Raw genomic sequence first — 17,553 nt, 5'->3', positions numbered from 1 at the left:
ATACAGGGCGTAATCGATTGCCTCCAGCATTATTTACGAAAAACTCTTGATCCCCTGACTGAGCCATGTAGTATCGGTTAATTAACCCTCTGATTTAAAGTTTGATCTTCATCACATGTCGCTACCTCCAACCGCCAATATTTTTACCGTCAGCCGTCTCAATACGACAGTGCGCAAGCTACTGGAGATGGAAATGGGCCAGGTCTGGTTGAGCGCGGAGATCTCAAATTTCTCCCAGCCCTCTTCCGGTCACTGGTACTTCACGTTGAAGGATGATGGCGCCCAGGTTCGCTGTGCGATGTTCCGCAACAGCAACCGCCGTGTCACCTTCCGTCCGCAAAATGGCCAGCAGGTTTTGGTGCGCGCCACCATTACGCTGTATGAGCCACGCGGCGACTACCAGTTGATTGCCGAAAGTATGCAACCCGCCGGAGATGGCCTGTTGCAGCAACAGTTCGAGCAACTGAAGCAGCGGCTGATGTCAGAAGGACTGTTTGAGCAGAGCCATAAACAGGCACTGCCGGACCCGGCACGCCAGGTTGGGGTGATCACCTCTGCCAGCGGTGCCGCGCTACACGACGTGCTACGCGTGCTACAGCGACGCGACCCGTCACTGCCCGTGGTTATCTACCCGACCCAGGTACAGGGCGCAGAAGCGCCCTCAGGCATCGTACGGGCCATTGAGCTGGCCAATGCGCGCAATGAGTGCGATGTATTGATTGTGGGACGCGGCGGCGGCTCGCTGGAAGACCTCTGGAGTTTTAACGATGAGCGTGTGGCGCGGGCAATTTATGCCAGCCGCATTCCGATTGTCAGCGCCGTCGGGCATGAAACCGATGTGACCATCGCCGACTTTGTGGCCGACCTGCGCGCGCCCACGCCTTCTGCGGCAGCGGAGCTGGTCAGTCGTAATCAGATCGAACTGCTGCGCCAGCTCCAGTCACAACAGCAGCGGCTGGAAATGGCGATGGATTATTACCTCGCGCAGCAGCAGCGGACTTTCACCCGCATTCAACATCGTCTGCAACAACAGCACCCGCAACTGCGTCTGGCACGCCAGCAGACGGCGCTGATGAAGCTACAGCGCCGACTGGATGATGCCATGCAGCTCAGGCTTCGCCAGGCAGTACGCCAGCAGGAGCGCGTGGGGCAGCGTCTGAGTGCCATTCGCCCGGAAATGCGCGTCCAGCGCGCCGGACAGCAGCTCCAGCAGTGGCATCACCGACTGCAACAGGCCATGCAGCAGCAGCTCAACGCCAATAAACAGCGCTTCGGCAATCTTGCGGCCCAGTTGGAAGGGGTCAGCCCGCTGGCCACGCTGGCACGTGGTTTCAGTGTCACCACAGCGGCAGACGGCCAGGTCGTGAAAAAGACGCAACAGCTACACCCTGGTGACGTGCTGAAAACCCGCCTGGATGACGGTTGGGTGGAGAGTGAAGTCACCGCCATTACGCCGGTGAAGAAAGCACGTAAACGCAACGCGTCCTGAATGACGCTTCAATTCAGGGATAATAAACGCAGCGAGTCTTTGTCACGCAAATGAGTCTGGCGGTTGTTGAGGCCGTCTGACTCTTTTCTCCGGCGAATGTCTGGTGCGGCTCGTTATTCAGAAATCAGCTGTTCGATGTCCGCTAATACCTGTTGTTGATCCATTGGCTGCCGGTCATGGATGCCCATGTCAAAAGCTTGCAGGCTTGCCTCCAGTTTTTGCAGTAAGACTTCATCATCCCGCACACAGAAAATATAGGCATTTTCAAATGGCAGCAGGGTGATTAACCTTAATGCGTGCGGCTTTAAATAAAAATTAATATGCTCGAGCCACGGCACGAAATAGGCTATCTCATAGGGATCAATACTGGCTGTTGACCAATCTATTTTCTCGATAGCTGAAAAAATAAAGTCCGCGGGTGCTTCAGGCATAGATAAATCAGACAGCGTTTTTAATGCGGGAATATCACCGGTGTATTCTTTCCATTCCTTATAGACCATGAGGTTTTGCGCGCTAAGGTGCTTATACAGCCACTCTAAGAGCGTAAACTGCTCATCATTAAGTGGTTTTTCGCTCTGTAATGGCGCGGTATCCAATGCTGGAATGCACTGTTTCAGTGTTATTATCAGGTTTTCTATCTTTTCCATTAATCTCTCCTTTTATTCATTATCAGAGGGGATAAACGTTATGACTCAATTATAACAGCGCGCTTAGTGTTTCCCGCCCTGGCTCAAAAGACCCGATAATTGCATGATTTTACCCTCTCATCCAGGACGGATAGTGTTAACTCCACAAAGTGACCGACAAAAAAAGCCCCTTCAGCGATGAAGGGGCTTTTTTGACATCAGGTTAGCGAGTGAGTCGCTGCGCCTTATTTGTCCAGTGCGTAAGCGATCACATAGTCACCACGATCGGGGGACTGACGCGCACCGCCCGCAGAGATGATGATGTACTGCTTACCGGTTTTCGGTGATTTGTAGCTCATCGGGCCACCCTGGCTGCCCACTGGCAGACGGGCTTTCCATACTTCTTTACCGGTTGAGGTATCGAATGCACGCAGGTAGTAATCCTGCGTTCCTGCGATAAACACCAGGCCGCCCTGTGTTGCCAGCGTACCGCCCAGTGTCGGCATACCTACCGGCATCGGTGCATGCATTTTCACGCCTAGCGGACCGGTGTCCTGCACGGTGCCAACCGGAACCTGCCATACCACTTTCTGTGTTTTCAGGTCGATAGCCGAAAGCGTACCAAATGGTGGCTTCTGGCAAGGGATACCCATTGGCGACATAAAGCGGTTTTTGTTCACGGCATACGGCGTGCCTTTCAGCGGAACGGCCCCCATACCAGTGTTAACCGCTTCACCGCCATCGCTGGCTTTCGCATCGGCTTTCACCGGCACCATCTGCACCCACAGGCCCAGACGCATGTCATTGGCGAAGATGTAGTGGTTATTCGGATCGGTCGACAGGCTGCCCCAATTCATGCCACCCAGCGATCCCGGGAAGCTAAGAGAGAGGTCAGTCCCCGGTACAGTGTACAGGCCATCGTAACGCATGGCTTTGAAACCAATACGGCAAGCCAGCTGATCAAATGGCGTCGCGCCCCACATGTCAGACTCTTTCAGCGTACCCGCACCAATCTCCGGCATACCTACGGATTTCGGCTGCGTTGGGGTGTACTGCTCGTTCGGGATGTTACCTGGTTTAACCGGCACTTCCTTCACTTCCGTCAGAGGTTGACCCGTCAGACGGTCCAGCACAAAGATCTGGCCCGCTTTCGTACCAAACACCACCGCTGGCTTCGTGCTGCCATCTTTCTGTGGGAAGTCGATCAGGCTTGGCTGCATCGGAATATCGAAGTCCCACAGATCGTTATGCACGGTCTGATAAACCCACTTCTCTTTACCGGTGGTCGCATCCAGTGCCAGAATCGAGGCACCGTATTTATGATCCAGCGCGTTACGGTTCGCCCCCCACAGGTCTACAGAAGAGCTTCCCATCGGCAGGAACACGGTGTTCATGCCCGCGTCATAGGACATCGGTGCCCAGGAGTTCGGCGTGCTGCGAACGAAGGTTTTACCCTCTTCCAGTTTCGCATTTGGATCCTGGTTGCCCGGGTCAAAGGCCCAACGCATTTCACCGGTGATCACATCAAAGCCGCGCAGTACGCCGCCAGGCATATCAGTCTGCACGTTATCCGCCACACGGCCACCGACGACAACAGTCGTACCGGCCAGAGTTGGCGCTGAGGTTAACTGATATTTCGGATCGCTGGCATCGCCCAGGCCGGCTTTCAGGTCAACAAAACCTTTGTCACCGAAGTTCTGGCACATTTCACCATTGTCGGCGTTGATCGCGACCAGACGCGCATCGATGGTGTTCATCAGAATACGGCGCTGACAGGTATCGCCCGCAGCCAGCGTCACAGGTGTGACAGGCGTTGAGTCAGGAACGGTAGGCTGTTCCAGCGGTTTGCTGACATCGAAATAAGCCAGGCCACGGCAGCGGTTCCAGACCTGAGACTGTGCGTTAATCTCGGTTTTCCAGAGCTGCTTACCGGTATCAGCATCCAGAGCAATCACGTTGTTATGCGGAGTACAGAGGAATACGCGATCACCAATCTGCAATGGCGTTTGCTGATCTTCAGCGCCGCTGCCGGTCGGGCTTTCCGGGATATCACCGGTGTGGTAGGTCCAGACAGGTTTCAGATCTTTCACGTTATCGCGGGTGATCTGGTCCAGAGCCACAAAGCGGCTACCGCCTGCGGTGTTACCGTAGTTATCCCAGTTTTTCTGCTCCGTTGACTTATCAACGGGCACCAGCGGCAGCTCCTGACCATTTGCGACGGTCGGATGCGGCTGGAACATGCCATAAAGGGTTGCCAGCAGGCCAACCACGGTCACCACGCCAAGGCCATAAGCCCCTTTCGCGCAGGCAGGTTTGCCTTCATGTTTGCGCAGAGACGGCCAGGTGATCAACGCCAGCAGCAGCATACCTGCCAGGAACATCAGGCGGGAAACCAGCGGCCAAAAGTCGATACCGGCATCCAGCACTGCCCAGATAGCGGAACCAATAAACACCAGGGCAAAAATCACCACTGCGGAAGCCCGGCGACGGAAGAACTGGATGGCGGACAGCACGGTGACAATACCGGCAATCACGAAATACCAGCTCCCACCGAGTGAAACTAATTTTCCCCCACCAATGACAAAGTAAAGGCCTGTTGCCAGTAAAATTAATCCCAGCAAGAAACACCACAGGCCCAGCCATTTAGATGACCCGGCATTTATTTGAGGCATAGCAGAAATACTCCTGGAGAAAATAAGGCAGCTTTTTATGAATACCTTATTTTTATTAACATGTTACACGGAAGCGATCCCGTCCTGCTTTCACCGCTGATGCTCTGACCTCACGGCTGGCGTGGCTGAGCACCGGTAGCAAGCGGCAGAATTGTACCACCAGGTTCATAATCTGATAAACAGAAAATTAACAACCCGTCTATCTTCGATAACTATAGACGGGAAATCGCACAAAATGATTATCGTGATTATTTCCGGGGTTTATGGATTATCAACGGGGAGTAATAGCAGGTGTTTTTTGGACATCAAGCCGTGCCCATGCTCACAGAAGTAGTCCACTGCGCCACAGGCTTTCAGGACAGTCAGAGGAAGATGGCAATCAGGGCAACAGGCAACGAAATGATGCTGGCAGTGCGGGCAGAAAACACCGCTGTCCGTGGTCGTGAGGGGGTGCTGGCAATGCGGGCAAAGTCTGTCCATCGGGTTTCTCCATCGTCTTTGCTTTTCAGCATAAAACAAAGGGGGCCATCAGGCCCCCTTGTGGATCAACGTTTGTTCTTTTTCAGATGGCTCATCAAGCGCTGGCGCTTACGCTGCTGATTTGGCGTCAGCAGGTTACGTTTGCCTTCATAAGGGTTCTCACCCTCTTTGAACTGAATACGGATTGGCGTACCCATGATTTCCAGTGAACGACGGAAGTAGTTCATCAGATAACGTTTGTAGGAGTCCGGCAGATCTTTCACCTGGTTTCCGTGGATGACCACAATCGGTGGGTTATATCCCCCGGCGTGGGCATATTTCAGCTTCACGCGGCGGCTACGCACCAGCGGCGGCTGATGGTCATCGGCAGCCATGTTCATAATACGCGTCAACATGGAGGTGTTAACACGACGTGTTGAACAGTCGTAAGCTTCGGTCACCGATTCAAACAGGTTACCCACGCCACTGCCGTGCAGAGCAGAGATAAAGTGAATACGGGCGAAGTCGATAAAGCCCAGACGGTAGTCCAGTTGCTCTTTCACTTCATCACGGATTTCCTGTGACAGGCCATCCCACTTGTTGACCACAATCACCAGTGAGCGCCCACTATTGAGGATAAAGCCCAGCAGTGAGAGGTCCTGATCGGAAATACCTTCGTGCGCATCAATGACCAGCAGAACAACGTTGGCATCTTCAATCGCTTTCAGGGTTTTGATCACCGAGAACTTTTCAACGGTTTCAGTGATTTTTCCGCGTTTACGCACCCCGGCCGTATCGATCAGGACATATTCACGCCCGTCACGCTCCATCGGGATATAAATACTGTCACGCGTGGTACCCGGCATGTCGTAAACCACCACGCGCTCTTCACCGAGAATACGGTTAGTGAGCGTTGACTTACCTACGTTCGGACGACCGACAATCGCCAGCTTGATCGGCAGATCCAGCGGGTTGAAATCATCTTCTTCGTCTTCCGGCATTTCGCCATTGGCTTTGGCTTCTTTTGCCGCAAACTCCGCCCAGTAGGCTTCGTTTTCTTCTTCTTCCGTCAGCTCACGTTCTGGTGCAACAACATCCATCCATGGCAGCAATACCAGTTCCAGCAGGCTGGTCACACCACGCCCGTGGGAGGCAGCAATCGGATGGATCTCGCCCAGACCGAGTGACCAGAAATCGACCACGGCTGAGTCGGCATCCAGGCCATCGGTTTTGTTGGCGACGATAAAGGTTGGCTTATCGCGCGAACGCAGGTGCTTGGCAATAGCGGTGTCAGCAGGCATCAGCCCGGCACGCGCATCGACCATAAACAGCACAACATCGGCTTCTTCAATCGCCAACAGCGACTGTTCCGCCATGCGTGTTTCCACGCCCTCTTCGTTGCCGTCGATACCACCGGTATCGATACAAATAAACTCACGCCCTTCTATTTCGGCGCGACCATATTTGCGATCTCGAGTCAGCCCTGGAAAATCCGCCACCAGCGCATCTCGTGTACGCGTTAAACGGTTAAACAGGGTGGATTTTCCCACATTGGGACGCCCGACAAGCGCGACCACAGGTACCATAGTAAAGCCTCATAACTAAAAAATAAGCGCCTGGCTGCGATATTATTCGCTGTTCCGGCAGATAAACTGCCGCTGTACTCAGGCCGATGGCGCCTAGAATAACACGCCTTGGATAAAACAAAACGGCCCCTGAACAATCAGGAGCCGCTTACCCTTCAACTTTCAGCCCGCTGCAGTCGCGGCAGGCTGAATTCTGTGGGGCACAGACTTGCTGAGGAATTAACGCGTAATCGCGTAAACCTCACCGTCTTTAGACTGAATAAGCAGCTTGTCGCTGGCAACAACCGGTTCGGTCTGGAAACCGGAGCTGTCCAGTTTCTGTTGAGCAACAAAACGGCCATCGTCAGTATTGATCCAGTGCAGATAACCTTCGCTGTCACCGACGACCAGATAGCCATTATACAGAACGGGTGATGTCAGGTTACGGTGCAGCAGATCGCTCTGGCGCCACAGGCTCACGCCACCGTCGGTATTCAGTGCAATCACACGGTCATCCTGGTCTACCAGGAAGATGCGGCCACCGTCGACGATCATGTCGTGAACGGAACCGATTTCGCGTTTCCACAGAATCTGGCCTGAACGCAGGTCCAGCGCGGTCAAATTACCGTTATAGGCTAAGGCATACACGACACCGTTAACGATAACCGGCGTTGTGTCTACGTCGGCCAGGCGATCGATTTCCGTCGCACCACTTGGCTGGGAGATACGCTGCTGCCAGATAATCTGGCCCTGGTTCATAATCACCGCGCTGACGCGGCCGTTATCACCACCAACAATGGCAGCACCAAAGGCCGTCGCAGGTGCAGACTCACCGCGCAGACTCAGGGCTGGCACGTCGAGGTTAACGGTCCACTTGATGTTACCGCTGGTCTGATCCAGACCTTGCAGCATGCCGTTGCTGGTATGAACCAGCACCAGGCCATCGCTGACAACCGGACGGGACAACACTTCACCGGCCGCTTTAGTCTGCCAGGCGATAGAGCCATCGCTGGTGTTCAGCGCATAAACCTGACCACGCTCACTACCGACATAGACATGACCCGCATCAACGGTCAGGCCACCGGAGAGCAGCGCGGGAATATTGCTGGATAACCAACCGGTTTTTTCTGCCAGGTCGACTTTCCACTGTTCTTTGCCATCGCCTGAGTTCAGCGCTTTGACCACACCGTGGCGGTCAGCGGCATAGACGGTATTCTCAGACCAGGCCGGGTGCAGGTTGGAGTAGAAATCACCTACGCCATTGCCCACTGAGGTGCTCCAGACTTTTTCTGGTTCGAACTGATTCTGCACTGTCGGCAACGGTGACATTTTGACAACATCTTCTTCACCGCTGAACCATGAACATCCGCTGAGCAAGGTGACTGACATCAGTCCCGGCAGAAGTAACTTACGCAATTCCATGAAATCCCTCTTGTGCCTGTAAGGCCAAATGTACAAGGAGCTATTTAGCCCGGCAGATTATTCACTTTCATTTGCAGCATCTCTTTCAGCGTCGAAGACGCATCAGAAGCGATTCCTTTGCTCCACGCATCGCGTGCGCCTTTGACATCGCCTTTGCTGAGTAACGCTTCACCGCGTACATCAGCCACGATAGCTGCCCAGCCGTCACCTTTAACGCTTTCCAGTGTTTTCAACACGGCGTCAGGCTGCTTCTGCTGTAACTGGATGCGTGCAAGGCGCAGGTTCAGAACCGACTGCAAGTTAGCATCTTTGGTGCTCTTGAGGCCGCTCTGCAACTGGTCTACCGCTTTATCCAACTGATTGTTGTCAATATAGCGTTTTGCCAAATCCAGAGAAGCCAGTGCACCGTAGGTATTGCTGTTTTCGCTGGCAAATTTAGCTACTGCGTCAAGCGAAGCGGGTTTCGTGGCGTCCAGCGCCGACGTCACCTGCTGATAAGACGCGGACACTTCACGCGATCCGCTGTCCTGATGATTACTCCAGTAACGCCAGCCCAGTAATGCGCCGACGCCCAGAACAACGCCAACCACTAACGCTTTGCCATTCTGAGCAAAGAAGTTCTTCAGCGCATCTACCTGTTCGTTCTCGTTGCTATACACTTCCACGCAATCCTACTCCTTTAAATCGTGCCGCCGCAGAGGCTTAACGCTGTAACATCGATGCCAGCGTAGCTGCCGCAGCACTTTGTGCCAGCGTTTGTTGCTCGCCGTTACGCAAATCTTTAATCACCAGTTGGCCATTGGCCACTTCATCTTCACCGAGTACCAGTGCAATGCGGGCGCCCCACTTGTCTGCACGGGCAAACTGCTTCTTGAAGTTACCGCCACCAAAGTTAGTCATTAGCTTCAGTTCCGGCAGCGCGTCACGCAGCTGTTCTGCCAGCAGCATCGCCGCGCTCTGTACGCCCTGACCCGAAGCGATAACATAGACATCAACAATACGCGTCGGTTCAAATTCTGGATTAACCGCCTGCACCAGCAGGACCAGACGTTCCAGGCCCATCGCAAAACCGACCGCCGGGGTTGCACGTCCACCCAACTGTTCAACCAGGCCATCATAACGTCCACCGGCACAGACGGTGCCCTGTGAACCGAGGCTGCTGGTCACCCATTCAAACACGGTCCGGTTGTAATAGTCGAGGCCACGCACCAGACGCTGGTTGACGGTATAAGCAATACCGGCTGCATCGAGCAGGCTGCACAGCCCGGCGAAATGCTCGCGGGACTCGTCATCCAAATAATCACCGAGCGTTGGTGCATCATTCAGCAGTGCCTGAACATCCGGGTTTTTGCTATCCAGCACGCGCAGCGGGTTAGTATACATGCGGCGTTTGCAGTCTTCATCCAGCACGTCAATATGCTGTTCGAGGAAGGCCACCAGCGCATCACGGTAATTGGCACGGGCTTCCAGTGAACCGATGGAGTTCAGCTCCAGGCTGACATGCTCAGAGATACCCAGTGCTTTCCACCAGCGGGCCGTCATCATGATCAGTTCCGCATCGATGTCCGGGCCTTGCAGACCAAACACTTCAGCACCAATCTGATGGAACTGACGATAACGCCCTTTTTGTGGACGCTCATAGCGGAACATCGGGCCGATATACCACAGACGCTGTTCCTGATTGTACAGCAGACCGTGTTCAATGCCCGCGCGTACACAACCCGCGGTACCTTCAGGACGCAGCGTCAGGCTTTCACCGTTGCGGTCATCAAAGGTGTACATCTCTTTTTCAACCACATCGGTCACTTCACCGATAGCGCGTTTGAATAACGGGGTCTGCTCTACAATCGGCAGGCGAATTTCGCTGAATCCATAGCTGCCCAGCACCTGCTTGAGGATCTGTTCGATACGCTGCCATACCACGGTATCAGCAGGTAAATAGTCGTTCATGCCGCGAATGGCCTGGATATTCTTCGCCACTAGTTTTCTCTCATCAATTTGATTCAGCAAGGGGCGACCGAAATAAAAGGCCGCCCCTTGCAGTTTATTTTTCGACCTGCTGGACATCAATCCGGCGCGATGCGTCCAGTATGGTGGCTTTCGCACGAATGCGGGCTTCCAACTGATCGATCATATTGTCGTTATCCAGACGCTCGCGCAGACGCACGCCATCTTCGTAGAAACCGCTTTTCTTGCTGCCGCCAGTGACGCCCATCGTGGAAACGGTGGCTTCACCCGGGCCGTTCACCACACAGCCGATAATCGAAATATCCATCGGTGTGATGATATCTTCCAGCCGCTCTTCTAACGCATTCACCGTGCCGATCACGTCAAATTCCTGACGTGAACAGGTTGGGCAGGCGATAAAGTTGATACCGCGCGCGCGAATACGCAGCGACTTAAGGATATCGAAGCCGACTTTTACTTCTTCAATCGGGTCGGCCGCCAGCGAGATACGCAACGTATCGCCGATGCCTTCCGACAGTAGCAACCCCAGGCCAATGGCCGATTTGACGGCACCCGCACGTGCACCACCCGCTTCGGTGATGCCCAAATGCAGCGGCTGGTCGATCTGCTTCGCCAGAAGTCGATAGGACTCAACGGCCAGGAACACGTCGGAGGCTTTCACACTGACTTTGAACATATCAAAGTTGAGGCGATCGAGGATGTCCACATGACGCATCGCGGATTCCAGCAGCGCCTGCGGAGTGGGCTCACCGTACTTTTCCTGCAAATCTTTTTCCAGCGATCCGCCGTTAACACCAATGCGGATGGGAATATTGTAATGACGCGCGCAATCCACCACAGAGCGAATACGCTCTTCATTACCAATGTTGCCGGGGTTGATGCGCAGACAGTCCACGCCATATTCGGCAACTTTAAGGGCAATACGGTAGTCAAAATGGATATCAGCGACCAGCGGGACATTTACCTGCTGTTTGATAAGACGGAAAGCTTCTGCGGCATCCATCGTTGGTACGGACACACGCACGATATCGACACCAACGCGCTCCAGAGCTTTGATCTGAGCGACCGTAGCGGCAACGTCGGTAGTGCGGGTATTGGTCATGGACTGGACGGCAATAGGTGCACCGTCACCCACGGGCACCTTGCCGACGTAAATGCGCTTTGATTTGCGACGGGTAATGGGTGCTTCGTTATGCATATTCTTTCTCCACAATCACTCGCGACCAGAGGAAGATGCGTTATTGCGCACCGATAGTCAGGCGAGCAACCTGGTTAGTACGGATGAAACGACTCAGATCGACAGGTTTACCCTGATATTCGATCTGTACTGCGGCCGGCGCACCAATCTTCAAACGATAGGGGGCGGTGCCGGCAAGGCTGAGTTTACCACCACTACGCTGAATACCGCTGAACAGTTTCTTGCCTGCTGCATCGGTTACTTCCAGCCAGCAATCGCTGGAAAAAGTCATCACTACGGCGTTTGGGTCAACAGCAGGCTGGCTGACGCCGGCGCTGCTGGTAGGCAGTTGCCCACTGACACCGGCCTCAGCCGGTGCCTGACTTGGTGAAACCACAGCAGGCTGAGAATTATCAGCCTGAGTATTTGCCGCAGGTACCTGCGCCGTGGCAGCTGGAGTGCTGCCCGTGTTCGCAGAATCTGCTGCTGGTGTGGTATCCAGTGGAATGGCCGTTTGCCCACTGCTATCAGTGGCGCTGTTGGCATTACTGTCGGTCAAAGGGATCGACTGACTGTTATCCCCTTCGGACGACGCGTTTTGATCGGCCATTGAAACCAGATCATCCTGAGCGGCTTTGTGATTCTGCCACCACCAGGCTCCCGTCAATCCCACCACCACAAACAACACCAGCCAGGTGAAAATCATCAACCAGCCGTCGCGTTTTTTGCGGCGTTTACCGAGGGAAAAACTTTGCATCGGTTCAACTTTCGCGGCTCTGACCGGGGCCTGCTTGGCCATCATCGGTAGCAGCTCTTCTTCCGGCACGCGAACCAAACGCGCGTAAGAACGGATATAGCCACGCAAAAAGGTCGATGCCAGGTCGGCAGGCGACTTGTCCTCTTCAATATCACGAACAGTGGAAAGTTTCAGGCAGAGGCGTTCAGCAACATTCTGCTGAGTCAGGCCCATGAGTTCACGGGCACCACGCAGGCGCTCGCCTGTTGAATTTACGTTAGGTTTGTCTTGAGTGGCTTCAGTATTCATTAGCTAAGAAATGCTGGTACTGTATCGATTGTGGAAAAATTCGCGCAAGTTGAGCCCCATAATAATGAACTTCATCGGGCTGATTGACCTGCGCGGCGAAGCGAATCTCTAACCACAGGCTTTCTGCCGAAACAGGAAAGTTGTGTTGATAAACATCTAACAGGAGCCGTGAATCTGCACGACTCCCCTTTCCAAATCGCCTTTCGGCTTCTGCCAGCATTAGCATTCCTTTGGTCGGATCGATTTTCACCGCATCCTTCAGCGCTTCTCGCGCTTTTTCATGCTGGCCGGCATTCAAAAAACAATAGCCGGAATTTTCAACACTGTCGGCACGAAGCCCATTTGCTGAATCATCCATTGCCCTGCTGAACAGCCGTTGTGCCGCATCATACTGCCCTAATCCGCAGAGAAACGCACCGTAATTATTAAGCACATAGCTGTTTTGCGCTGCTAATTTCAGGGCGTGACGATAATGTTGCTGCGCCATGCTGTTGTTGCCTGTCTGCTGCTGGTAGCGAGCCATCGCCAGTTGGGTACGGTAATCGCCTGGTGCAATGGCGATTGCACGCTGCAAATTCCTGCGTGCAGCATCATTGTTACCGCGCGCCAACCAGGCCATTCCCAACTGAATCCGTGTTTCAACCAGTGCATCTGGCTGTGGCGAAGTCTGACATCCCGCCAGCAACATTATCAGCACAAAGGCGATTATCCCTGCCCGCATCCCTGTCTCTCCCTGTTTTTATCAGCCACTTATCGTACGCCAATATTGCCAGGTTCAATACGGAATTAGGCAGGAAAACACCGGGTTTCAGATCGCCTTCACAGAGATGGCTTCTCCAGCCAATTTCTTTTTCAACGTGCGCTTAGTACGGTCAATAACATCACCTGCCAACTGACCACACGCAGCATCAATATCATCACCACGGGTTTTACGCACAATAGTAGTAAAACCGTAATCCATCAACACTTTAGAGAAGCGATCGATGCGACTGTTCGAACTGCGACCATAAGGTGCTGCCGGGAAGGGGTTCCACGGGATCAGGTTAATTTTGCACGGCGTATCTTTTAACAACGCGGCCAATTCATGCGCATTATCAGTGCTGTCATTGATGTGATCGAGCATCACGTACTCGATGGTCACACGCCCTTGATTAGCATTAGACTTGCCGATATAACGGCTGACGGATGCCAGGAACGTCGCAATATTGTACTTTTTGTTGATCGGTACAATTTCGTCACGAATTGTGTCATTAGGCGCATGCAGCGAGATCGCCAGCGCCACATCGATCATATCGCCCAGCTTATCCAGCGCAGGAACTACACCCGACGTGGATAGCGTCACGCGGCGTTTTGACAGGCCAAAGCCAAAATCATCCAGCATAATTTCCATTGCCGGAACCACATTGGTCAGGTTGAGCAATGGCTCACCCATCCCCATCATCACCACGTTGGTGATAGGGCGCTGGCCAGTGACTTTGGCGGCACCGATGATTTTAGCTGCACGCCATACCTGACCAATAATTTCGGATACACGCAGGTTACGGTTAAAGCCCTGCTGCGCCGTTGAACAGAATTTGCATTCCAGCGCACAGCCCACCTGGGAAGAGACACACAGCGTGGCGCGATCTTTTTCTGGAATGTAGACGGTTTCTACCTGCTGCCCACCCACCTGAATGGCCCATTTAATGGTGCCATCGGCTGAGCGTTGTTCTTCCGCGACTTCTGGTGCGCGTATTTCAGCGACCTCTTTCAGCCTGTTACGGAAAACCTTGTTGATGTCGGTCATCTCATCGAAATCATCACAGCAGTAGTGATAGATCCATTTCATCACCTGATCGGCACGAAACGGTTTTTCACCCATGCTGGCAAAAAACTCACGCATCTGCTGACGATTGAGATCGAGCAGGTTGATTTTGTCTTTTTTAGGGATGGCAATTGCAGGAGATTCGGACGACGGCGTCACAATAAGTTCTGACATAATATTCTCTGGCCTCGTTGTTACACGTTATGGCTCTGGGTTTGAAGTGAATAAAATAGAAGCGCCCCTGAACACAACGTCAGGGGCGCATTATTGTACTCATGACTTCGTAAGGGTTAAAGCAGCAAACACACTTTTTTTGTAAACCCTTTTCCGTCAGGCAACCGAATTAACGGGTACGCGGGCAGATTTCGCCTTCGCCGAAGAAGTAAGCGATTTCACGGGCAGCAGATTCAGCAGAATCAGAACCGTGAGTCGCGTTCTCTGTGAAGCTGTCTGCGTAGTCAGCACGCAGCGTACCCGCCAGCGCGTTCGCCGGGTTAGTTGCACCCATCAGGTCACGGTGACGCTGTACGGCATTTTCGCCTTCCAGTACGGAAACAACAACCGGACCAGAGGTCATGAATTCAACCAGGCCATCAAAGAAAGGTTTACCCTGGTGTTCAGCGTAGAAACCTTCAGCCTGCTCTTTGCTCAGGTGCAGCATTTTGCTGCCAACGATTTTGAAGCCAGCGCTTTCAAAACGGTTGAAGATGGCACCGATAACATTCTTTGCCACAGCGTTTGGTTTTACGATGGAAAATGTACGCTCAATAGTCATTGTTGACCCCTGTATTATCTTTCGAGTTTAGCCGCGAAAACGGTTCCCGGCCGGGAAAATGGCCGCAGATTATAGGGGGCATCGCGAGAGATGCCTATCGGAGATTCAATAATTTAATGAAAAACCCGATCCTCATCGCGACATTTTTTCCCCACCTGCGGCTATTTTACGCAGCCCGTGGATTGATGACCAGAAAAGCGCCTGGGGATCCGTCTGAAATTAGTTGATCAACGCCACATTAATCAGACGACTGTCGGCACGGCCACGGTCGTCTACCGCACGAATACGATATTTTCCCGGGCGGGAGGGCCGCCAGTCGAGGGGCGTTTTACTGGCACTGCTACCAAGATAAACATCATCAACAAACCAGTAAACAGTGGCACTGTCCGCATCGGTCACCGCGCTGAAACTGATATTGTCCCGCCCTTTCTGCGACTGACGCAGCTGGTAAGTGGTGTTCTTCAACGGCGACGTTATGCGTGGTGCATCTCCTCCCACTGCGCCCTGCTGGCAGGTAACCGCTGGCGGCTGGCGCTTGGGCAACCCGGCTTGCATAAAGACGTTGGCAAGATCGGAGGGCCAGAACTCAAACACTTCAATATGGCTGGTCTCTGTATCCCAGGGGGCACAGACGGGTTGCCCACTCTGATTATCAATACGTAAGGGGCGGTAAACCGTATCCACTTTAATCGGGGATTTACCCGGAATAAACCAGCTTTTGCCGCGCTGCTGGCACCACTGCGTGGGCAGATCGCCACTCGGCAGGCAGATTTCCACACGTTTCAGATGCACCGGGAAGCGATGCTTAGGCTCACTCAGTCCCGGATAGCTGGCAATCACACTGTCGATAATATTGAAAAACAACGGTGCGGCAGCCTCAACGCCGACAAACGCGTTATTGCCCTGCCCGTTAAAGTTCCCCTGCCACACCACCAGCACATAAGGACCAAAAATACCGACGCTCCATGCGTCGCGAAAGCCCCAGGAGGTGCCGGTTTTCCAGTAAACAGGAAGCGATGACGGGCGCTGCGCTAATGTATCGCCAGGGCGGCGGTGCTGACGCAGAATATCCAGCGTCATAAAACTGGCCTCTTCACTCAGCAGGCGAAATGCCGGCGACTGAGGGTCCTGCTGACGCAGCCGCAGCGCGCGAACTTCGCCCCGGTTAGCCAGCATCGCATAGAGTTTCGCCAGTTCCTGGGCAGTCACCTCTCCCCCCCCCAGCACCAGCGACAGTCCATAATGTTTTTCGCTGGCAAGATTACTGATACCCGCCAACTGTAAAAACTGATAGAAACCCGGCTGGCGCAGCCGTGAAGCAATGGTCACCGCCGGAATATTTCGGCTGAAATTGAGGGCGTCGGTCGCAGTCACCGGCCCGAGGAAGCGGCGGTCAAAGTTCTCGGGCGCATAGCTGCCGAAGGAGTAAGGCACATCTTTCAGAACGGTCATCGGATGCAGCACGCCCTGCTCCATCCCCAGTGCATAAATAAAGGGCTTCAACGCGGAACCCGGGGAACGTTTAGCGTTTGTGCCATTCACCTGCCCCTGAATCTGGCGGTTGTAATAGTCGGCCGAGCCGACCATAGCACGTACTCCCATATCGCGGCTGTCCACCAGCAGCACGGCGGTATTATGAATCCCCCGGCTCTGATTACGACGAATAAACGCGTTGACCTGTCTTTCAACCAGCCGTTGCAGACTGGCATCCAGCGTGGTGTCCACCCGGGGCTGACGTTCTCCGATCTGCAACTGTTCAATGAAGTGCGGTGCGATAAAAGGCAAATCCTGCGGCTGACGCAGGGCTAACGGCAGCTGAAACAGCGCTTGCTGGCTGTGGTCGGTGGGATAATGCTGCTGCCAGCGCAGGAACAAGCGGTTGCGCGCCTGCATCAGCGGCGGGCTGACTTCATCACTGCGAGGATTAATACGCAAACTGGGTGACTGAGGCAGTACCGCCAGCGTCAACGCCTCTGCCAGCGTCAACTGTGCAGGGGGTTTGGCAAAGTAGATCAGGCTGGCTGCACCAATACTTTCGATGTTACGCCCATACGGAGCGTAATTCAGATAGGCTTCCAGGATATCGTGTTTGGAGTAACTGAGTTCAAGCTGAAGGGCGCGCAACACCTGAACTATCTTGCCTTTTGGCGATCGGGTATTCAGTTGCCACACCATGCGCGCCAGTTGCATGGTGATGGTCGATCCGCCCTGCTTATTGCCGCCCAGCACATAGCTGTGCCAGAAGCCCCGCGCCAGGCTTAGCGGGTTTACGCCGGGGTTGTACCAGAACCAGCGATCTTCATGCAGCAACAGTCCGTCCACCGCCAACGGCGAAATCGCCTCCAGAGGCGTCCACTGACGATATCGATCGTCGCTGGCCAGCGACAGCCTTAGCAATGTGCCATGACGGTCATACCATGCCGTGGACAGCGGGACACCTTGTGATAACGGCGGATGTGGCCACAAACGAAAGCCTGCCACCAGCAGCGCCAGTAATCCCAGCGCCATTGCCAGATTTTGCAACAGACGTTTCATGTGTTCATGCTACCCG

At 53.8% G+C, this 17,553-nt stretch carries 14 protein-coding genes; 1 reads left to right on the top strand and 13 read right to left on the bottom strand.

The window, feature by feature from the left end; genetic code table 11:
• Window positions 1-115: 115 nt before the first annotated feature.
• A complete protein-coding gene (xseA, locus tag HHI26_RS09475; RefSeq protein ID WP_159338042.1) occupies window positions 116-1,489 on the top strand; it encodes an exodeoxyribonuclease VII large subunit in 1,374 nt (457 codons plus the stop codon).
• Between the two features lie 113 nt (window positions 1,490-1,602).
• On the opposite strand, the gene HHI26_RS09470 is transcribed toward xseA, so the two are convergent.
• The 13 genes from HHI26_RS09470 to pbpC all read right to left on the bottom strand — a co-directional run bounded on the left by HHI26_RS09470 (window position 1,603) and on the right by pbpC (window position 17,537).
• Complete coding sequence (locus HHI26_RS09470) at window positions 1,603-2,136, bottom strand: hypothetical protein (protein WP_171148975.1); 534 nt, start codon at window positions 2,134-2,136, stop codon at window positions 1,603-1,605.
• Window positions 2,137-2,360: 224 nt separating this feature from the next.
• On the bottom strand, window positions 2,361-4,787 hold the full coding sequence (locus HHI26_RS09465) for a glucose/quinate/shikimate family membrane-bound PQQ-dependent dehydrogenase (RefSeq protein WP_171148974.1): 2,427 nt from the start codon (window positions 4,785-4,787) through the stop codon (window positions 2,361-2,363).
• A gap of 261 nt (window positions 4,788-5,048) precedes the next feature.
• A complete protein-coding gene (locus HHI26_RS09460; protein ID WP_133845872.1) occupies window positions 5,049-5,267 on the bottom strand; it encodes a zinc ribbon domain-containing protein in 219 nt (72 codons plus the stop codon).
• 65 nt (window positions 5,268-5,332) lie between these two features.
• On the bottom strand, window positions 5,333-6,832 hold the full coding sequence (gene der / locus HHI26_RS09455) for a ribosome biogenesis GTPase Der (RefSeq protein ID WP_133845871.1): 1,500 nt from the start codon (window positions 6,830-6,832) through the stop codon (window positions 5,333-5,335).
• Between the two features lie 219 nt (window positions 6,833-7,051).
• Window positions 7,052-8,233: an outer membrane protein assembly factor BamB gene (gene bamB / locus HHI26_RS09450; protein ID WP_133845870.1), complete on the bottom strand. Its 1,182-nt coding sequence runs from the start codon at window positions 8,231-8,233 to the stop codon at window positions 7,052-7,054.
• Window positions 8,234-8,277: 44 nt separating this feature from the next.
• On the bottom strand, window positions 8,278-8,898 hold the full coding sequence (locus HHI26_RS09445; RefSeq protein WP_133845869.1) for a YfgM family protein: 621 nt from the start codon (window positions 8,896-8,898) through the stop codon (window positions 8,278-8,280).
• Window positions 8,899-8,935: 37 nt separating this feature from the next.
• Window positions 8,936-10,213, bottom strand: a complete 1,278-nt coding sequence (gene hisS, locus HHI26_RS09440; protein WP_133845868.1) for a histidine--tRNA ligase — start codon at window positions 10,211-10,213, stop codon at window positions 8,936-8,938.
• A gap of 64 nt (window positions 10,214-10,277) precedes the next feature.
• The gene (gene ispG / locus HHI26_RS09435) at window positions 10,278-11,399 is read right to left on the bottom strand and encodes a flavodoxin-dependent (E)-4-hydroxy-3-methylbut-2-enyl-diphosphate synthase (RefSeq protein ID WP_133845867.1); all 1,122 of its coding nucleotides are present in this window, start codon (window positions 11,397-11,399) and stop codon (window positions 10,278-10,280) included.
• Between the two features lie 40 nt (window positions 11,400-11,439).
• On the bottom strand, window positions 11,440-12,423 hold the full coding sequence (rodZ, locus tag HHI26_RS09430) for a cytoskeleton protein RodZ (RefSeq protein ID WP_133845866.1): 984 nt from the start codon (window positions 12,421-12,423) through the stop codon (window positions 11,440-11,442).
• Complete coding sequence (gene pilW, locus HHI26_RS09425; protein ID WP_133845865.1) at window positions 12,413-13,144, bottom strand: type IV pilus biogenesis/stability protein PilW; 732 nt, start codon at window positions 13,142-13,144, stop codon at window positions 12,413-12,415. Before pilW ends, rodZ begins: the two co-directional genes overlap by 11 nt.
• 87 nt (window positions 13,145-13,231) lie before the next feature.
• Complete coding sequence (locus HHI26_RS09420) at window positions 13,232-14,401, bottom strand: bifunctional tRNA (adenosine(37)-C2)-methyltransferase TrmG/ribosomal RNA large subunit methyltransferase RlmN (protein ID WP_133845864.1); 1,170 nt, start codon at window positions 14,399-14,401, stop codon at window positions 13,232-13,234.
• Between the two features lie 169 nt (window positions 14,402-14,570).
• Window positions 14,571-15,002: a nucleoside-diphosphate kinase gene (gene ndk / locus HHI26_RS09415; RefSeq protein ID WP_062744669.1), complete on the bottom strand. Its 432-nt coding sequence runs from the start codon at window positions 15,000-15,002 to the stop codon at window positions 14,571-14,573.
• A gap of 219 nt (window positions 15,003-15,221) precedes the next feature.
• Window positions 15,222-17,537, bottom strand: a complete 2,316-nt coding sequence (gene pbpC / locus HHI26_RS09410; RefSeq protein WP_171148973.1) for a penicillin-binding protein 1C — start codon at window positions 17,535-17,537, stop codon at window positions 15,222-15,224.
• Between the last annotated feature and the right edge of the window lie 16 nt (window positions 17,538-17,553).

The sequence above is a fragment of the Erwinia sp. JH02 genome (assembly GCF_013074405.1).
GTDB lineage: Bacteria > Pseudomonadota > Gammaproteobacteria > Enterobacterales > Enterobacteriaceae > Erwinia > Erwinia rhapontici.
Note: the sequence above shows the minus strand (reverse complement) of the source record. Positions and strands in the feature narration are given on the sequence as shown.